Source organism: Paracoccus alkenifer (genome assembly GCF_900108405.1).
GTDB classification, from domain to species: Bacteria; Pseudomonadota; Alphaproteobacteria; order Rhodobacterales; family Rhodobacteraceae; genus Paracoccus; species Paracoccus alkenifer.
In genome coordinates, this window is record NZ_FNXG01000001.1 from 803,124 (window position 1) to 820,348 (window position 17,225).

General features: G+C 66.9%; 17 protein-coding genes. 12 read left to right on the forward strand and 5 right to left on the reverse strand.

Features of this window, described 5'->3' with window-relative positions; all coding sequences use genetic code 11:
* Positions 1-135: 135 nt before the first annotated feature.
* Positions 136-1,137: a type I glyceraldehyde-3-phosphate dehydrogenase gene (gap, locus tag BLW83_RS03825; protein WP_090845625.1), complete on the forward strand. Its 1,002-nt coding sequence runs from the start codon at positions 136-138 to the stop codon at positions 1,135-1,137.
* 62 nt (positions 1,138-1,199) lie between these two features.
* Here gap and BLW83_RS03830 read toward each other — a convergent pair whose 3' ends face one another.
* Complete coding sequence (locus tag BLW83_RS03830) at positions 1,200-1,508, reverse strand: antibiotic ABC transporter (RefSeq protein WP_245728604.1); 309 nt, start codon at positions 1,506-1,508, stop codon at positions 1,200-1,202.
* 162 nt (positions 1,509-1,670) lie between these two features.
* Here BLW83_RS03830 and pyrC point away from each other — a divergent pair, with 162 nt between their 5' ends.
* From pyrC to BLW83_RS03865, 7 genes are all read left to right on the forward strand, one after another.
* Entirely contained in the window at positions 1,671-2,714 is a 1,044-nt protein-coding gene (gene pyrC, locus BLW83_RS03835; protein WP_090845629.1) for a dihydroorotase, read from the forward strand.
* Complete coding sequence (locus BLW83_RS03840; RefSeq protein ID WP_090845631.1) at positions 2,711-3,379, forward strand: orotate phosphoribosyltransferase; 669 nt, start codon at positions 2,711-2,713, stop codon at positions 3,377-3,379. The genes pyrC and BLW83_RS03840 overlap by 4 nt, the downstream gene beginning before the upstream one ends.
* A 205-nt stretch (positions 3,380-3,584) precedes the next feature.
* Positions 3,585-5,078, forward strand: coding sequence for a replicative DNA helicase (locus tag BLW83_RS03845; RefSeq protein ID WP_090845965.1), 1,494 nt, complete (start codon positions 3,585-3,587; stop codon positions 5,076-5,078).
* Positions 5,069-5,416 carry a DMT family protein gene (locus BLW83_RS03850; RefSeq protein WP_090845634.1) on the forward strand — a complete coding sequence of 116 codons (348 nt, stop codon included), beginning with the start codon at positions 5,069-5,071 and terminating at the stop codon, positions 5,414-5,416. The genes BLW83_RS03845 and BLW83_RS03850 overlap by 10 nt, the downstream gene beginning before the upstream one ends.
* Before the next feature lie 311 nt (positions 5,417-5,727).
* Positions 5,728-7,125: a helix-turn-helix domain-containing protein gene (locus BLW83_RS03855; protein WP_090845636.1), complete on the forward strand. Its 1,398-nt coding sequence runs from the start codon at positions 5,728-5,730 to the stop codon at positions 7,123-7,125.
* Between the two features lie 161 nt (positions 7,126-7,286).
* Complete coding sequence (locus BLW83_RS03860) at positions 7,287-8,552, forward strand: DUF5930 domain-containing protein (RefSeq protein ID WP_245728605.1); 1,266 nt, start codon at positions 7,287-7,289, stop codon at positions 8,550-8,552.
* A complete protein-coding gene (locus tag BLW83_RS03865) occupies positions 8,542-9,048 on the forward strand; it encodes a bactofilin family protein (RefSeq protein ID WP_090845638.1) in 507 nt (168 codons plus the stop codon). Before BLW83_RS03860 ends, BLW83_RS03865 begins: the two co-directional genes overlap by 11 nt.
* Before the next feature lie 97 nt (positions 9,049-9,145).
* Here the strand turns inward: BLW83_RS03865 and BLW83_RS03870 are convergent, their stop codons facing one another.
* The 4 genes from BLW83_RS03870 to BLW83_RS03885 all read right to left on the reverse strand — a co-directional run bounded on the left by BLW83_RS03870 (position 9,146) and on the right by BLW83_RS03885 (position 12,054).
* Positions 9,146-10,054, reverse strand: coding sequence for a DUF2189 domain-containing protein (locus BLW83_RS03870; protein ID WP_090845640.1), 909 nt, complete (start codon positions 10,052-10,054; stop codon positions 9,146-9,148).
* Positions 10,051-10,566: a pantetheine-phosphate adenylyltransferase gene (gene coaD / locus BLW83_RS03875; protein WP_090845642.1), complete on the reverse strand. Its 516-nt coding sequence runs from the start codon at positions 10,564-10,566 to the stop codon at positions 10,051-10,053. The genes BLW83_RS03870 and coaD overlap by 4 nt, the downstream gene beginning before the upstream one ends.
* An 82-nt stretch (positions 10,567-10,648) precedes the next feature.
* A complete protein-coding gene (locus BLW83_RS03880; protein WP_090845644.1) occupies positions 10,649-11,089 on the reverse strand; it encodes a CBS domain-containing protein in 441 nt (146 codons plus the stop codon).
* A gap of 23 nt (positions 11,090-11,112) precedes the next feature.
* The gene (locus tag BLW83_RS03885) at positions 11,113-12,054 is read right to left on the reverse strand and encodes a LysR family transcriptional regulator (RefSeq protein WP_090845646.1); all 942 of its coding nucleotides are present in this window, start codon (positions 12,052-12,054) and stop codon (positions 11,113-11,115) included.
* A 102-nt stretch (positions 12,055-12,156) separates the two neighbouring features.
* On the opposite strand from BLW83_RS03885, the gene BLW83_RS03890 reads away from it, so the two are divergent.
* The 4 genes from BLW83_RS03890 to BLW83_RS03905 all read left to right on the forward strand — a co-directional run bounded on the left by BLW83_RS03890 (position 12,157) and on the right by BLW83_RS03905 (position 17,225).
* Positions 12,157-13,656, forward strand: coding sequence for a CoA-acylating methylmalonate-semialdehyde dehydrogenase (locus tag BLW83_RS03890; RefSeq protein WP_090845649.1), 1,500 nt, complete (start codon positions 12,157-12,159; stop codon positions 13,654-13,656).
* Positions 13,657-13,727: 71 nt separating this feature from the next.
* Complete coding sequence (locus BLW83_RS03895) at positions 13,728-14,996, forward strand: SulP family inorganic anion transporter (RefSeq protein WP_090845651.1); 1,269 nt, start codon at positions 13,728-13,730, stop codon at positions 14,994-14,996.
* A gap of 82 nt (positions 14,997-15,078) precedes the next feature.
* Entirely contained in the window at positions 15,079-16,224 is a 1,146-nt protein-coding gene (locus BLW83_RS03900) for an acyl-CoA dehydrogenase family protein (protein ID WP_090845653.1), read from the forward strand.
* The gene (locus BLW83_RS03905; RefSeq protein ID WP_090845655.1) at positions 16,224-17,225 is read left to right on the forward strand and encodes an enoyl-CoA hydratase/isomerase family protein; all 1,002 of its coding nucleotides are present in this window, start codon (positions 16,224-16,226) and stop codon (positions 17,223-17,225) included. Before BLW83_RS03900 ends, BLW83_RS03905 begins: the two co-directional genes overlap by 1 nt.

Below are 17,225 nucleotides of genomic sequence, written 5' to 3' on the forward strand. Positions count from 1 at the left end.
CGGGCGCGATTGCGCGCGCCCACCGGCGCCCGCCCGATCGCGCTTGTTGTCGGCGGCATTTCCCGCGGCCGATTGCAATCCTCCGCCATATTGGGCATTGCCTTGCGCGCGGAACCAGCGGTTGGAGAGGATTACATGGCTGTCAAGGTAGCTATCAACGGCTTCGGCCGGATCGGGCGCAACGTGCTTCGGGCGATCATCGAATCGGGCCGGACCGACATCGAGGTCGTGGCGATCAACGATCTTGGCCCGGTGGAAACCAACGCACATCTGCTGCGCTACGATTCGGTGCACGGGCGTTTCCCGGCCGAGGTCAAGGTTTCGGGCGACACCATCGACGTGGGCCGCGGCCCGATCAAGGTGTCGGCGGAACGCAACCCGGCCGACCTGCCCTGGGGCCATGTCGATGTGGTGATGGAATGCACCGGCATCTTCACCAGCAAGGAAAAGGCGCAGGCGCATCTTCAGAACGGCGCCAAGCGGGTGCTGATCTCGGCGCCCGGCGACAATTCCGACAAGACCATCGTCTATGGCGTCAACCACGACACGCTGACCGCCGCGGACCTGATCGTCTCGAACGCGTCCTGCACCACGAACTGCCTGTCGCCGGTCGCCAAGGTGCTGAACGATACCGTAGGGATCACCCGCGGCTTCATGACCACCATCCACGCCTATACCGGCGACCAGCCCACGCTGGACACGATGCACAAGGATCTGTATCGCGCCCGCGCCGCGGCGCTGTCGATGATCCCGACCTCGACCGGCGCGGCCAAGGCCGTGGGGCTGGTGCTGCCCGAGCTCAAGGGCAAGCTGGACGGGGTGGCGATCCGGGTGCCGACGCCGAACGTCTCGGTCGTGGACCTGACCTTCGAGGCCACGCGCGAGACCTCGGTGGACGAAATCAACAACGCGATCCGCGCTGCGGCCGATGGCCCGCTCAAGGGCATCCTTGGCTATACGGACGAGCCGCTGGTCTCGATCGACTTCAACCACGACCCGCATTCCTCGGTCTTCCATATGGACCAGACCAAGGTGATGGAGGGCCGTCTGGTCCGCATCCTGACCTGGTATGACAACGAATGGGGTTTCTCGAACCGCATGTCGGACACCGCGGTCGCGATGGGCAAGCTGATCTGATCGCCCGCCAGAACGACGAAAGGCCCGGTATCAGCCGGGCCTTTTCGTTTCACCCGCCGGGCCTATTTTCCCGACGAGGACAGCCGGCGCGCATTGGCCTTTGTCCGCTGCCCATAGGGCCGCAGCGCCGCGTTGAGAATCTGGTCCGCCCGCCGCCCCTTGGCCGCCGAGCGGAACGCCGCGGACAGGGATTCGCGATAGGCATCGCCCTTTTCCGTCACCATTCGCAGGCTTTCGCTGGGCCGTTGCGGCACCATTCCCAGCAGCCCGGCGGTGCGCATGGTGATGACGAACTGCGCCTCGATTCCCATGCGACACAGGTTGCCCACCAGCCGCAATGGCAGGACAGGAGGAAACTGAAAGCCGTTCATCATGTGGCCTCTTTCACGGATTCTGCGATCATCACCGTTATTGCTGCGCCCGCACACCAGAAAATGCCAGAAAAATTTTCGGCCGATTGTCACTATTGAGGAAGATTTCCGCAGCGCGTCCCCACTGGATAACGCTGCGCGCTTCGGTATAGACCCAAGGCCATGGACACAAAGCTGCGCATCCGCCGCCCCGACGACTGGCATCTGCATCTTCGCGACCGGGAAATGCTGGCCGCGGTCGCGCCGTGGTCGGCCAATCTGGGCCGGGCGATCATCATGCCGAATCTGGTGCCGCCGGTGGTGACGGGGGCCGAGGCCGCGGCCTATCGCGACCGCATCCTGGCGGCGTTGCCGGAAAATGTGACGTTGCGTCCGCTGATGACGCTGTATCTGACCGAAACCACCGACCCGGCCGACGTGCTGGCCGCCCACGCGCAGGGAATCATCGCCGCAGTCAAGCTGTATCCGGCCGGCGCCACCACCAACTCGGCCAGTGGGGTGCGCGATTTCGACCGCGTGCGCCCGGTGCTGGACGCGATGGCCGAGGCCGGGATTCCGCTGTGTGTGCATGGTGAGGTCACGGACCCGGCAGTCGACATCTTCGACCGCGAGGCCGTGTTCATCGACCGCGTGCTGGACCCGATCCGCCGCGCCACCCCCGGGCTGCGGGTGGTGATGGAACACGTCACCACCGCCGACGGCGTGGCCTATGTGCAATCGGGCGACAATATCGGCGCGACCATCACCACCCATCATCTGGTGATCAACCGCAACCATATCCTCGTCGGCGGCATCCGCCCGCATTACTACTGCCTGCCGGTCGCCAAGCGCGAAAACCACCGGCTGGCGCTGGTCGAGGCCGCGACCTCGGGCGATCCGCGCTTTTTCACCGGCACCGACAGCGCCCCGCACCCCGACCACGCCAAGGAAAGCGCCTGCGGTTGCGCCGGCTGTTTCACCGCCCCGAACTGGTTGCAGATCTGCGCCCATGTGTTCGAGCAGGCGGGCGCGCTGGACCGGCTCGAAGGATTCGCCAGCCTGCATGGCGCCGCCTTCTACGGGCTGGACCCCAACCCCGACCACATCACCCTGACCCGCCGCGACACCCCCGCGCGCTGGCCCGAACGTATCACCGCCGGCGACGAGACCGTCACCGTGTTCGACCCCGGCTTTCCGGTCCACTGGCATATCGAGGACGACGCATGAGCCTGAGCTTTCCCACCGCCGAGGAAATCGCCCGGCTGTCCGCGCGGATGCTGCTGGAAATCAAGGCGGTGCATTTCTCGGCCGACCCGTTCACCTATGCCTCGGGGCTGAAGGGGCCGACCTATATCGACTGCCGCAAGCTGATCTCGCACCCTCGCATCCGCGGCACGCTGATGGATTTCATGGCCGCGACCGTCTGCCGCAATGCCGGGTTCGAGGCATTCGACAACATCGCCGGTGGCGAGACCGCCGGTATCCCCTTTGCCGCCATGGTGGCCGAGCGGCTGGGCCTGCCGATGAGCTATGTGCGCAAGAAGCCCAAGGGCTACGGCCGCAACGCCCGGATCGAGGGCGAGATGCGCGAAGGCCAGCGGGTGCTGCTGGTCGAGGATCTGACCACTGACGGCGGATCAAAACTGTCCTTTGTCGATGCGATCCGCGAGACCGGGGCCAGCTGCGCCCATACGGCGGTGATCTTTTACTACGGGATTTTTCCCGAAACCACGCAGCGGCTGGCCGATCACGGCGTCGCGCTGCACCACCTGTGCAGCTGGTGGGACGTGCTGGCCGAGGCCAAGGCGCAAGGCTCGTTCGACACAGCCACCATCGCCGAGGTCGAGGCATTCCTGCACGACCCCCGCGGCTGGCAGGCAGCGCACCCGTAGGGCCGGCGGCGGCAGCGGCCCGGTCGGACGGGGGCTGTCTGCCCCCGCGCGGCCGTTGGCCGCTTCCCCCGAGGATATTTAAGAACCGCCCGAAGGGCGCGGGGTCTCCACAGCCCACCCACAGCTTATCCACAGGGTTGTGCAGCCGTAGACCGCCGCGCGCAGTCGTGGGATAAGATGGCGCATTCGAATCGGGGACTTGATGATGACCGAGCTTCGCGCGCTCGAACCACGCCGCATGGCGTCGGCCGAGGATTCCGACACGCCCGCCGTGCCCTTTTCCATCGAGGCCGAGCAGCAGCTGCTGGGCGCGCTGCTGACCAACAACGACGTCTATGATTCGATCTCGCGGCTGATCAAGCCGGACCATTTCTACGACCCCGTCCACCGCCGCATCTTCGAGCTGTGCGCCGAGCGCATCGTGCGCAACGCACTGGCCAGCCCGGTCACGATCAAGGCGTTCATGGAACATGACGCGGGTCTGCGCGATCTGGGCGGGCCGGCCTATCTGGCGCGGCTGGCGGGGGCGGCGGTATCGGCCTTTGCGGCGCGCGATTATGCGCGGATGATCCGCGAATTCGCCCTGCGGCGCGAGCTGATCGGGCTGGGCCATGAAATCGCCGGCCGTGCCGCGGTCATGACCGTGGACGACGACGCCGAAGAGCAGATCAAGACCGCCGAACAGACGCTTTACAAGCTGGCCGAGCAGGGCGTGGCCGAACGCGGCTTTCAGTCCTTTTTGCAAGCGGTGACCGGGGCGGTCGATGCGGCGAACGCCGCCTATCAGCGCGGCGGCAAGCTGTCGGGGATCTCCACCGGCCTGACGGACCTGGACCACAAGCTGGGCGGGCTGAACAAGTCGGACCTGCTAATTTTGGCCGGGCGGCCCTCGATGGGCAAGACCTCGCTGGCGACCAACATCGCCTTTAACGTCGCCAAGGCGCATCGGATGGGCGAGCTGCCCGACGGCAGCCGCGGCACGGTCGAGGGCGGCATCGTCGGGTTCTTTTCGCTGGAAATGTCGGCCGACCAGCTGGCCGCGCGGATCCTGTCCGAGGCTTCCGAGGTTCCCAGCGAAATGATCCGCCGCGGCGAGCTGACCGAGGATGAATTCCGCCGCTTTGTCGAGGCCGCGAACGCCTTGCAGAACTGCCCGCTTTACATCGACGACACCCCGGCGTTGCCGATCAACCAGCTGGCCGCGCGGGCCCGCAAGCTCAAGCGCACCATGGGGCTGGACGTGCTGATCGTCGACTACCTGCAACTGCTGCGCGCCGCCACTGCCAAGGACAGCCGCGTCAACGAGGTCAGCGAGATCACCCAGGGGCTCAAGGCCATCGCCAAGGAGCTGAACATCCCCGTCATCGCCCTGAGCCAGCTGTCGCGGCAGGTCGAAAGCCGCGAGGACAAGCGCCCGCAGCTGTCGGACCTGCGCGAATCGGGCAGTATCGAACAGGACGCCGACATCGTGATGTTCGTGTTCCGCGAGGAATATTACCGCGAACGCGAGAAACCTTCGGACCACGATCTGGACAAGATGGCCGACTGGCAGAAGATGATGGAGCAGGTCCACGGCAAGGCCGAGGTCATCATCGGCAAGCAGCGCCACGGCCCCATCGGCACCGTCGAGCTTAGCTTCGAGGGCCGGTTTACCCGCTTTGGCAACCTTGAACGGCACCACGTCCAGCAATGGGGCTGAACCTTCCCGTGCCCGTGGTGACCATCGGGCTGCTGGTGGCGTCGAACCTGTTCATGACGCTGGCGTGGTATGGGCATCTGAAGTTCAAGTCCGTCCCCTTGCTGAGCGTCATTCTGATCAGCTGGGGCATCGCTTTCTTCGAGTATGGTTTGCAAATTCCTGCAAACAGGATCGGGCACGGGTATTTTTCCGCCGCGCAACTGAAGACCATTCAGGAGGTCATCAGCCTGACCGTCTTTGCCGGATTCTCGTGGCTGTATCTGGGCGAGAAGCTGGGCCGGAAGGGGGGGCGGGGTGGTGCGTGCAGAGCACGCACCCTACCTCGCCGGTCCCCGTAGGGTGCGTGCTCTGCACGCACCGCCCCCCTGCACCGCCCCGTAGGGTGCGTGGTCCCCACGCACCATCCCACGCACCGCCCATTCCCCGCCCCGTAGGGTGCGTGGCTCCCACGCACCGCCCCGCGCACCGCCCATTCCCCGCCCCGTAGGGTGCGTGGTCCCCACGCACCATCCCACGCACCGCCCCTTGCGCCCCCCCTTTCCTCGTGCTGCAATGCAGAAAACGCATGGCTGCCCTGCGCCCGGCGGGCTTGCCAAACCCGAGTTTGCAAAGCCTATGCAGCTTTGCAAGCGACCGGAGGAGGCAGCCGATGGCCCGCCACAAGATCTATGCCGGGGCCTCGCTGCGCGAGACCCGCAACCGCCACGGCCTGACGCAGCGGGTCTTTGCCGACCGGCTGGGGGTATCGTTGCCCTATCTCAGCCAGATGGAAAACAACCACCGCCCGGTCTCGGCCGGGGTGCTGCTCAAACTCGCCTCGGAATTTGCGGTGGATGTGGGGGCGATGGCCGCGGGGGACGCCGACCGCATGGTGGTGGACCTGGCCGAGGCGCTGGCCGATCCGCTGTTCGACGGCGCGCCCTCGCTGGCCGACCTGCGGCTGGCGGCCTCGAACACGCCGGGGCTGGTGCGGTCATTCCTGGATCTTTACCGCGCCCATCGCGCCGGGCAGGACCGGCTGGCCGCGCTGGACGAGGCATTTGGCGCCACCGGCCAGAACGCCGCCTGTTCCCCCTGGGAAGAGGTGCGCGATTTCTTCCATTATTGCGACAACTACATCGACGCCGTGGACCGCGCGGCCGAGCGTTTCGCCTGCCCCGACGGCAAGCGGGCCGAGCCGATGGCCCGGGCGCTGGCGGCGCTGGCAGCGCGCGGAATCACCGTGCAGGCGGCCGACCTGCCCTCGGGTTCGGTGTTCCTGCGCGAGGGCAACACGGTGACGCTGAACGCGCTGGCCGACCGCTCGACGCAGGTGTTCCAGCTGTTCAACCTGGTGGCCCGCGAAACCCGCGCCGACCTGCTTGAGGCCACGCTGGATCTGGCCCGTTTCCGCAGCGAGGCCGCCCGCGACATCGCCCGGCTGGGGCTGGCGAATTATTTCGCCGGCGCCGCCCTGCTGCCCTATCGCGCCTTTCTTTCCGCCGCGCGCGCCGAGCGCCACGATCTGGAACGGCTGGCGCATCTGTTCGGGGCCTCGCTGGAACAGGTGGCGCATCGCCTGTCCACGCTGCAACGGTCGGGCGAACGCGGGATTCCGTTCTTTTTCGTCCGCGTCGACCAGGCCGGCACGATTACCAAGCGCCATTCGGCCACGCGGCTGCAATTCGCCCGCTTTGGCGGCGCCTGCCCGCTGTGGAACGTGCATCGCGCCTTTGAAACCCCGGGCCAGTTCCTGCGGCAGCTTGCACAGACCCCGGACGGGGTGCGCTATCTGTGTCTTTCGCGCGAGGTGGCCAAGCCGGGCGGCTCGTTCCGCGCCCCCGTGCGGCGCTTTGCGATCTGTCTGGGCTGCGAGATCACCCATGCGCGGGCGCTGGTCTATGCCGACGACATGGATGTGTCGAACTCTGCCGGCTACGAACAGATCGGGGTCAGCTGCCGCATCTGCCCGCGGCAGGATTGCCACCAGAGATCCGTGCCGCCCATCGACCGCGAGGTGACGATTCCGGGCGACCGGCGCAGCCCCCTGCCCTATGCCATCGCCTGATCCGCAAGACGGCTTTCCGCTGCCGGCGATTTTCCGCGCGTCCGGGTTCCATCACGCCGCTGTTTTTGGCGCATTTCCGCCGATTGCCGGGCAGGAAAATTTCGACCGTTGCACCGTTGCCACGGTTTCCTTTAGGAAAACGCGACTGCGGGGCAAAGCCCTTGGACATCAAGATCGGATCGCCCTGCATGACCGGAACGCCCCCTTCCTCCATCCCGGACACCGCTGCCCTGACAGGTCGCCGCCGGCGGCTTTTGCGTCGGTGCGGCATCGTGCTGGTGGCGGGCTGGGCCGCGGTGGCGACCTCGATTCTGGCGCTGGACACGCTGGGGGCAGCGGGCACCGGCCCGCAGGCCGCCGCGACCACCGCCACACAGGCGCAGCTGGCCGAGCTGGTGGCGCAACGCGATGCCCGCGCGGCCGAGGCCGCCTCGGCGCAGACCCGCTTTACCGCCGCGCTGGACCAGCTTTCCGCGATGCAGACGCAGCTGCTCGCATCCGAGGAAAAGCGCCGCGAACTGGAAAGCGGCATCGGCGCCATCCAGGCATCGTTGCATGATGCGCTGGCCCGCAACGCGGAAACGGACCGGCGGCTGGCCGCAGCGGGCACTCTGGGCACGGCGGATCCTGACGGGGACATGTCGGTGGCGCTGGACATCCTGTCGGGCGAACTGGAATCCATCGCCGCCCGCAGCGCCGAGGCCGACCAGCGCGCGATCGAGGCCGTGCGCACCGCCGAGGCGCTCGAGGTCGAGCGCGACGAGATCCTGCGCCGCAACGAAGAAATCTTTGCCCAGCTTGAGGCCGCGGTCGAACAATCGGTCAAGCCGCTGGACGACATGATGAAAAAAGTCGGCGTCGACAGCGACCGGCTGCTGGCCACGGTCCGCAAGGGCTACGAAGGCACCGGCGGTCCGCTGACGCCCATGGGCTATTCGACCCGCGGCAACGCCGCCATCACCGAAAACGAGGCCCGCGCCCAAGAGGTCATGGTCTCGCTGGGGAACTTCAACAACTATCGCATCGCGGTCAGCAAGTTGCCGCTGGCGATGCCGGTGAAATCGGCGTTCCGTTTCAGCTCGGGGTTCGGGGCGCGCTGGGGCCGGCAGCATCAGGGTGTCGATCTTGCGGCGCCGACCGGCACCTCGGTCTTTGCCACGGGCGATGGCGTGGTGACCTTTGCCGGCTGGCAGCGCGGCTATGGCAACCTCATCAAGATCCAGCACGAGCTGGGCACCGAGACCCGTTACGGGCATCTTTCCAAAATCCGCGTGAAAGCGGGTCAGAAAGTCTCGCGTAACACGCTTATCGGTGATATTGGCAACACCGGCCGATCGACCGGTCCGCATCTGCATTACGAAGTGCGTGTGGACGGGAAGGCCGTGGACCCCATGAGTTTCATTAAGGCCGCACAGAATGTTTTCTAAGACACGCGTCACTGAACCCGGACCCCGCACCCAGACCCCGGAAACGGAGCCGGGCCGCCCCGTCATCGACACCCCCGTGGACTATGCGCCGCCGCCGGCCCGCAGCACCACCCAGCGCTCGGGTCCGTCGGTCCTGTCCAGCGACCTGACGGTCAAGGGCAACATCACCACCCAAGGCGACGTGCAAATCGAAGGCACGGTCGAAGGCGACATCCGCGCCCATCAGCTGACCGTCGGCGACAGCGCCACCATCCGCGGCGAAATCGTCGCCGACGAGATCATCGTGAACGGGCGCGTCGTCGGCCGGGTCCGCGGGCTCAAGGTCCGGCTGTCGGCCACCGCGCGGGTCGAGGGCGACATCGTCCACAAGACCATCGCCATCGAATCGGGCGCGCATTTCGAGGGCTCGGTCCAGCGTCAGGAAGACCCGCTGGGCAGCGGCGTGACGCCGAAACTGGCGCCTCCGGTCGCGCCCAAGGCCAACACGGACGCCTGACCCACGCCACCGGCAGAAATCCAGACGGGCGCCCTTTGCGGCGCCCGTTTTCGTTGTTCCCGGTCTCAGCTGTCGCAACCGCGCGGGAAAGCGCCGGTTATTCGTCCTCGTCCGGCAGCAGGTGGCGATACATGTGCCAGCTGGCGTGGCCCAGCACCGGCAGGGCGACGAACAGCCCCAGAAACAGCGGCAGGATGCCGGCGAACATGATCGCCGCGATCAGCGCCGCCCACAGGACCATGACCAGCGGATTGGCCACCACCGCGCCGACGCTGGCGATAATGGCCGAGATGAAATCGACCTCGCGGTCGAGCAGCAGCGGCAACCCCGCCACGGTCATTGCAAACAGCACCGCCGCGAACCCCGCGCCCACCGCGGTGCCGACCGCCAGCATCGCCAGCCCGCGGCCCTGAAACAGCAATTCGGGCGAGCTGGTGATGTTGGTCAGCGACTGCACCCCCATGAACATGGCGAATATGGTGTGCGCGACGAACACCCAGAACATGAACATCAGCAGGATCACCATCGCCATCGAGGGCACCTGCCGGTCCTTTTGCGCGAAAACCGCGCCCACCACGCTGCGCCAGTCCAGCGGCAGCCCCGATTCGATGCGGCGGCTGACCTCATACAGTCCGACGGCGGCAAAGGGCGCGATCAGCGGAAAGCCGACGACAAAGGGAATCAGCCACCATTCCTGCCCCATGGCCAGCGCGACCGCCGCCAGCACCAGCCCGCCAAGAACATAGAACAGCGAAAAGAACAGCCCGAAGGCCGGGGCGCGGCGAAAATCCCGCCAGCCGGCGCGCAGCGAATCGCCGATCACATCAAGACCGACCAGCGCCGGGTCGGGAATGCGGTCGGCGGCGATGTCATGGCGGACCTCGGCCGGGCGATAGGGCCGGTCGGGATCTCCGGGCCCTTCTCCGGGTGCGGGATCGGGCGCCGGGTCGGGCAGCGGCGGGCGCGTCGGGTCGGGGATCGGCCTCGGGTCCGGGACATCGGTCATCCGGGTTTCGCTCCGTTACTGTCAGGAAACTTGTTCCGAAGTGCGTCGTTGACCGGGGCCGTCACGAACTTGGACACGTCGCCACCCAATCGGGCGATTTCCTTGACCAGTTTCGAGGCGATCGCCTGCCGCTTGGCGTCGGCCATCAGAAAGACTGTCTCGACGCTGTCATCCAGCGCCCGGTTCATGCCGACCATCTGGAATTCATATTCGAAATCGGTCACCGCGCGCAGGCCGCGCACGATCACCCTTGCGCCCACGTCGCGGGCGCAGTCGATCAGCAGATTCTCGAACGGGTGGACGATGATCTCGACCCCGCAGGCGCGGGTGATCGCGGCGCATTCGGCCTCGACCATGGCGACGCGCTGTTCCAGCGTGAACAGCGGCCCCTTGTCGCGGTTGATCGCCACGCCGATCACCAGCCGGTCCACCAGCGTCGTCGCCCGCTGGATGATGTCGACATGGCCCAGGGTGATGGGGTCGAAGGTGCCGGGGTAAAGGCCGATGCGCATGGGATTGCTCCGTTCACGGTTTCGTCATGCTGCAAAACGCAAATAACCGCTGTTTGCAAGCGCCGCGGCGCAGCAATCGCCGTCAGTTGCCCATGATCATTCCGGTCAGCGCCTCTTGCTCGGCCGCCAGCTCGCTGAGCCGGGCGAACACCGCGTCGCCGATCGAGATCACGCCCAGCATCTTTCCGTCGTCGTCCACCACCGGCACATGGCGGAACCGGCCCTTGGTCATCCGCTCCAGCACGGTCAGGGCGTCGTCGCCGCACAGGCAGGTGCTGACGTTGCGGGTCATCAGCTCGCTGGCCTTGCGATCAAGCACGGCGCCGCCGCCGCGGCCCAACTCGCGCACGATGTCGCGTTCCGACAGGATTCCGTCCGGAGTCCTGCCGTCCGAGGATACCACCACCGCCCCGATCCGACGCTCGGCCAGCAGCCGGGTGGCCTCGGCCACAGAGGTATCGGGGGCAATCGTCACGATTTCATCCGGTCCGGCTTTCATGGCTAGGATCTGCTTCACGATCATGGCGCACCCCTTTAGCGGTCGTTTCACAATCCAGCGTTGCCGCGACAGATCGTTTCGTCAAGGGTGCGCTTTTCCTGCATCTGCACCTGGGCTTCCAACCGCCCAAGCTCGCGCCGCAGGCCCTGCGCGATTTCTTCGGCCAGCCGCGCCAGCCGGCCCGACCGCATGTCATCGCCCGGCCGCAGCAGCCAGAACGACCGGCGCAGCGAGATATCGCCGGCCAGCACCCGCTGCACGCCGGGCGCAAAGGGGATGGCGAAATCGTGGACGATCCCCAGCCCCGCCCCCGCCCGTATCGCCTGCAACTGCACGCTGACCGAATTCGAGGTCAGCGCGGCGTGATCCGCCCCCGTTTCGCGCAGATAGTCCAGTTCGCGGTCAAAGATCATGTCGGGGATATAGCCGATCATGCTGTGCCCGCGCAGGTCGGCGCGGCTGCGAATCGGCGGGTGGCGGCGCAGATAGTCCTCATGCGCGGCCAGATGCAGCTGATAATCGACGATCTTCTGCACGGTGGCGCGGCCGGTGCGTGGGCGGCTGACGGCGATGGCCATGTCGGCCTCGCGGCGCGACAGGTTGAAAACGCGCGGCAGGGCGACGATCTGGATTTCCAGCCCCGGATGGTCGCGCATCATCCGCGCTGCCAGCTGCGGCAGCAGATAGTTGGCGCAGCCGTCGGGCGCGCCGATGCGCAGCTGCCCGGTCAGCCCGGCGCCGGTCAGCGCCTCGCCTGCGGCATGGGCGGCGGTTTCAGCCGCCTCGGCATGGGGGATCAGGGCAGTGCCCTCGGGGGTCAGCGCATAGCCTTGCGGGGTCTTGGCAAACAGCACGCGGCCCAGCGCGGTTTCCAGCCGCGCCACCCGCCGCCCCATGGTCGAGGCATCCATCCCCAGCCGCCGCCCGGCCCGCGACAGCGATTCCTCGCGTGCGACGGCCAGAAAGATGCGCAGATCGTCCCAGTCCATCGCCCCACCTTTGCAGAAATGCAAAACCGTTTGGCTGGATCGTCGCTTTACGCAGGCGTTTGCGCAAGGCTAATCTGCGCACGCAATCAGGGGAGATCTGTCATGCGTTCCGTTCATCACTGGATCGACGGCAAGGAAGCGCCCGGCACGTCCGGCCGCACCGCCGATGTCTACAATCCCGCCACCGGCGAAGTTCAGGCCAAGGTCGATCTGGCCAGCAAGGCCGAGGTCGACGCCGCCATCGCCCGCGCAGCCGAAGCGCAGGTCGGCTGGGGCGCCACCAACCCGCAGCGCCGCGCGCGGGTGATGATGAAGATGGTGGACCTGCTGAACCGCGACATGGACAAGATGGCCGAGATGCTGTCGTCCGAGCACGGCAAGACCTTTCCCGACGCCAAGGGCGACATCCAGCGCGGGCTTGAGGTGATCGAGTATTCCATCGGCGCGCCGCAGCTGCTCAAGGGCGAATACATCGACGGCGCCGGCCCCGGCATCGACATGTATTCGATGCGCCAGCCGCTGGGCGTGGTCGCCGCGATCACTCCGTTCAACTTTCCGGCCATGATCCCGCTGTGGAAACTGGGGCCGGCGCTGGCCTCGGGCAACGCGGTGATCCTCAAGCCGTCCGAGCGTGACCCCACCGTCCCGAACATGATCGCGGCGCTGTTCAAAGAGGCCGGGCTGCCCGACGGCGTGTTGCAGGTCATCCATGGCGACAAGGAATCGGTGGATGCGCTGCTGGACAGCGACGTCATCCAGGCGGTCGGGTTTGTCGGCTCGACCCCCATTGCGCAGTATATCTATGAACGCGCGGCGGCGACCGGCAAGCGCGCCCAGTGCTTTGGCGGGGCCAAGAACCACGCCATCATCATGCCCGACGCCGATCTGGACCAGGCCGCCGACGCGCTGGTCGGCGCGGCTTACGGTGCCGCCGGCGAACGCTGCATGGCGCTGTCGGTCGCGGTCCCGGTGGGCGAGGAAACCGCCGACCGCCTGATCGAAAAGCTGGTGCCGCGCATCGAAAAGCTGAAGGTCGGCCCCTATACCGCCGGCGACGACGTGGATTACGGCCCGGTGGTGACTGCCGCCGCCAAGGAAAACATCCTGCGGCTGGTCGAAACCGGCGTCGAGCAGGGCGCGAAACTGGTGGTGGACGGCCGCGATTTCAACCTGCAAGGGTATGAGGACGGGTTCTTTGTCGGGCCGCATCTGTTCGACCACGCCACCCCCGACATGGACATCTACAAGACCGAGATCTTCGGCCCCGTGCTGACCACCATCCGCGCCAAGACCTATGACGAGGCGCTGAAGCTGGCGATGGACCATGAATACGGCAACGGCACCGCGATCTTTACCCGCGACGGCGACACCGCCCGCGACTTTGCCAGCCGCTGCAACATCGGCATGGTGGGGATCAACGTGCCGATTCCGGTGCCGCTGGCCTATTTCACCTTTGGCGGGTGGAAGAAATCCGGTTTTGGCGACCTGAACCAGCACGGGCCGGACGCCTTCCGCTTCTACACCCGCACCAAGACGGTCACCAGCCGCTGGCCCAGCGGCATCAAGGAAGGCTCGGCCTTCAACTTCAAGGCGATGGACTGATCCGCGCCGATTGACCCCGCGCCCCGCAGCTTTCATGTTGCGGGGCGTTTTCCAATCCCGGGCTTTTTGCCATGCTGACCCCCAAGATCGTCACGATGCTCAAGGATTACGACGCGCCGACGCTGCGCGCCGATGTCCTTGCCGGGATCACGGTGGCGATGGTGGCGCTGCCGCTGAGCCTGGCGATCGCCATCGCCTCGGGGGCCCCGCCGGCGACGGGGCCGGTGACCGCGATCGTGGCGGGGCTGCTGATTTCCATCTTCGGCGGCAGCCGGGTGCAGATCGGCGGGCCGACCGGCGCGTTCATCGTCGTCGTCTACAGCGTCATCCAGAACCATGGGCTAGACGGGCTGCTGATCGCCACGCTGATGGCCGGGGCGCTCTTGGTGCTGGCGGCGCTGCTGCGGGTCGGCGGGCTGATCCGCCTGATCCCCGAACCCGTCATCAGCGGCTTTACCATCGGCATCGCGGTGATCATCGCCGCCAGCCAGATCGCCGATTTCTTCGGGCTGGAAACCGGGGCCGTCCCCGCCGCCATGCTGGAAAAGATCCCGGTGCTGTGGCAGGCGCGCGCGTCGGCCGGCTGGGCGGATGTCGGCGTCGGCCTGTTCACGCTGGCGCTGATCGTGGTGCTGCGCCGCGCCGCGCCGCGGCTGCCGGGGCTGATCGTGGCCATCGCCGCGGGCTCGGCGCTGGTCGCGGCCTTTGGCCTGCCGGTGGAAACGCTGGGCTCGCAGTTTGGCGAGCTGCCGCGCACCCTGCCCGCCCCCGCCCTGCCCGCAGGCATCACGCTGGCGCGGATGGGCGCGCTGCTGCCCTCGGCGCTGACCATCGCATTCCTTGCCGGGATCGAATCGTTGCTGTCGGCCATGGTCGCGGACCGGCTGGTCGGCGGCCAGCACCGCCCCAATGCCGAGATCATGGCGCAGGGCATCGCCAATATCGGCTCGGTCTTTTTCGGCGGCCTGCCGGCGACCGGCGCCATCGCCCGGACCGCCACCAACGTGCGCGCGGGCGGGCGCACCCCGGTCGCAGGCGTGGTCCATGCGCTGGCGATCCTGCTGGTGATGCTGCTGGCCGCGCCGCTGGCCGGCTATCTGGCGATGCCGGCGCTGGCCGCGGTGCTGGTGCTGACCGCCTGGAACATGGCCGAACCCGGCCGCTGGGGCGAATATCTGCGCGCCCGCCGCGGCGACCGCGCGGTGCTGCTGCTGACCCTGGCGCTGACCGTGTTCACCGACCTGACCATCGCCATCGCTGCGGGCACCATCGCCGGGCTGCTGGTGCGGATGAACCGCCGCGGCCTGCCGCCCGCCGGCTGGACTCCGCCCCGCCGCTAGACGCCAACACCCTGCAATCATTCTGCAACACTGCCGCAATAGCCCAAAGGCAACACGAGACGACACGTAAAGGGGAGCATTCATGGATTTCGCACTGACCGAGGAACAGCAGGCCATCTTTGACATGGCGCGCGACTTCGGGGCCGAACATATCGCGCCCCATTCGTCGGAATGGGAAACCGCGGGCACCATTCCCAAGGATCTGTGGCCCCGCATCGCCGAGCTTGGCTTTGGCGGGCTGTATGTGTCCGAGGAATACGGCGGCTCGGGGCTGTCGCGGCTTGATGCGACGCTGGTGTTCGAGGCGCTGGCAATGGCCGACCCCTCGGTCGGCTCGTTCCTGTCGATCCACAACATGTGCGGCGGGATGATCGACAAGTTCGGCCGCCCCGAGGACAAGGGACGCTGGCTGCCCGCGCTGTGCAGCATGGAAAAGGTGTTTTCCTACTGCCTGACCGAACCCGGCAGCGGCTCGGACGCCGCCGCGCTGCGCACGCGCGCCGAGCGCACGAACGAAGGCTGGCGCCTGAACGGGGCCAAGGCGTTCATTTCCGGCGGCAGCTATTCGGACGTCTATATCGCCATGGTCCGCACCGGCGAGGACGGCCCCAAGGGCATTTCCGCCGTGGTGATCGAGGATGGCACCCACGGCCTGTCCTTTGGCGCGCTGGAACGCAAGATGGGTTGGCAGGCGCAGCCGACCAGCCTTGTGCAGTTCGACGACTGCGTGATTCCGACCGAAAACCTGCTGGGCGAAGAAGGCCGCGGCTTTACCTATGCCATGGCCGGGCTGGACGGCGGCCGGCTGAACATCGCCGCCGGCGCGCTTGGGGGCGCGCAGGCCGCGCTGGACCGCACCCTGACCTATATGGGCGAACGCAAGGCTTTCGGCAAAACGCTGGATCAGTTCCAGGCGCTGCAATTCCGTCTGGCCGAAATGGAGGTCGCGCTGCAATCCGCCCGCATCTTCCTGCGCCAGGCCGCGTGGAAGCTGGACCAGAACGCGCCCGACGCCACCAAGTTCTGCGCCATGGCCAAGCTTTACGTCACCGACAGCGCCTTTGAGGTCGCGAACCAGTGCCTGCAACTGCATGGCGGTTACGGCTATCTGGCCGACTACGGGGTGGAAAAGATCGTCCGCGACCTGCGGGTCCACCAGATCCTAGAAGGCACCAATGAAATCATGCGGCTGATCGTCAGCCGCGCCATGCTGTCCGAGAGGGGCTGATGAAAGACCTTGATATCCGCCGCGACCGCAATGCCGGCCGCATCACCCTGACCCGCCCGCAGGCGCTGAACGCGCTGACCCACGAGATGGCGAACGCGGTCCACGCGGCGCTGGACGAATGGCGCGACGACCCCGCGGTCAAGCTGGTCATCCTCGACGCCGAGGGCGACCGCGCCTTCTGCGCCGGCGGCGACATCGCCGCAGTCTATCACGGCGGCCGCGAGGGCGACCACGGCGTCGGCCGACGGTTCTTTTCCGACGAATACCAGATGAACGCGGCCATCGCCGATTATCCGAAACCCATCGTCGCCTTCATGCAGGGGTTTGTCATGGGCGGCGGCGTGGGCCTGGGCGGCCATGCCAGCCACCGGGTGGTCGGCGACACGACGCAGGTGGCGATGCCGGAATCGGGCATCGGGCTGATCCCCGACGTGGGAGGGACGTGGCTCTTGGCGCGCGCTCCGGGCCGCATCGGCGAATATCTGGGGCTGACCGGGGCCCGCATGGGGGCGGGCGACGCGATCCACGCGCGCTTTGCCGACCTCTATCTGCCCGAGGCCGAATGGGACGCCGTCAAGGATCGCCTTGCCGACACCGGCGACATGGCGGCGCTGCAAGGGCAGACGCCTCCGCCCGCGCCGCTCGCGACCCGCGACCTGTCGGCCTATGACGCCGAGACGGTGGCCGAAATCACCGCCGCGCTCAAGGACGCGGGCGACGAGGATTCGCTGAAACCCATCGGCCGCAACTCGCCCCAGTCGATGGAGGCGACGCTGGTGATGGTCCGCGCCGCCCGCAATGATGCCAGGGTGCAGGATTCGCTTAGCCGCGAATACCGCTTTACCCATCGCGCCACCGAATCCAGCGATTTCCTTGAGGGCGTGCGCGCCCAGATCATCGACAAGGACCGCAAGCCGAAATGGTCCGCCCCCGCGGACCCGGATGCGGTCGCCGCCATGCTGGCCGATCTCGGCCCCCAAGAGCTGACATGGGAGAACTGA

Excerpts from the sequence above, each read along its gene's own strand:
- gap (WP_090845625.1), top strand. The coding sequence starts at position 136 with ATGGCTGTCAAGGTAGCTATCAACGGCTTCGGCCGGATCGGGCGCAAC.
- BLW83_RS03830 (WP_245728604.1), bottom strand. The coding sequence starts at position 1,508 with ATGAACGGCTTTCAGTTTCCTCCTGTCCTGCCATTGCGGCTGGTGGGC.
- pyrC (WP_090845629.1), top strand. The coding sequence starts at position 1,671 with ATGGACACAAAGCTGCGCATCCGCCGCCCCGACGACTGGCATCTGCAT.
- BLW83_RS03840 (WP_090845631.1), top strand. The coding sequence starts at position 2,711 with ATGAGCCTGAGCTTTCCCACCGCCGAGGAAATCGCCCGGCTGTCCGCG.
- BLW83_RS03845 (WP_090845965.1), top strand. The coding sequence starts at position 3,585 with ATGACCGAGCTTCGCGCGCTCGAACCACGCCGCATGGCGTCGGCCGAG.
- BLW83_RS03850 (WP_090845634.1), top strand. The coding sequence starts at position 5,069 with ATGGGGCTGAACCTTCCCGTGCCCGTGGTGACCATCGGGCTGCTGGTG.
- BLW83_RS03855 (WP_090845636.1), top strand. The coding sequence starts at position 5,728 with ATGGCCCGCCACAAGATCTATGCCGGGGCCTCGCTGCGCGAGACCCGC.
- BLW83_RS03865 (WP_090845638.1), top strand. The coding sequence starts at position 8,542 with ATGTTTTCTAAGACACGCGTCACTGAACCCGGACCCCGCACCCAGACC.
- BLW83_RS03870 (WP_090845640.1), bottom strand. The coding sequence starts at position 10,054 with ATGACCGATGTCCCGGACCCGAGGCCGATCCCCGACCCGACGCGCCCG.
- coaD (WP_090845642.1), bottom strand. The coding sequence starts at position 10,566 with ATGCGCATCGGCCTTTACCCCGGCACCTTCGACCCCATCACCCTGGGC.
- BLW83_RS03880 (WP_090845644.1), bottom strand. The coding sequence starts at position 11,089 with ATGATCGTGAAGCAGATCCTAGCCATGAAAGCCGGACCGGATGAAATC.
- BLW83_RS03885 (WP_090845646.1), bottom strand. The coding sequence starts at position 12,054 with ATGGACTGGGACGATCTGCGCATCTTTCTGGCCGTCGCACGCGAGGAA.
- BLW83_RS03890 (WP_090845649.1), top strand. The coding sequence starts at position 12,157 with ATGCGTTCCGTTCATCACTGGATCGACGGCAAGGAAGCGCCCGGCACG.
- BLW83_RS03895 (WP_090845651.1), top strand. The coding sequence starts at position 13,728 with ATGCTGACCCCCAAGATCGTCACGATGCTCAAGGATTACGACGCGCCG.
- BLW83_RS03900 (WP_090845653.1), top strand. The coding sequence starts at position 15,079 with ATGGATTTCGCACTGACCGAGGAACAGCAGGCCATCTTTGACATGGCG.
- BLW83_RS03905 (WP_090845655.1), top strand. The coding sequence starts at position 16,224 with ATGAAAGACCTTGATATCCGCCGCGACCGCAATGCCGGCCGCATCACC.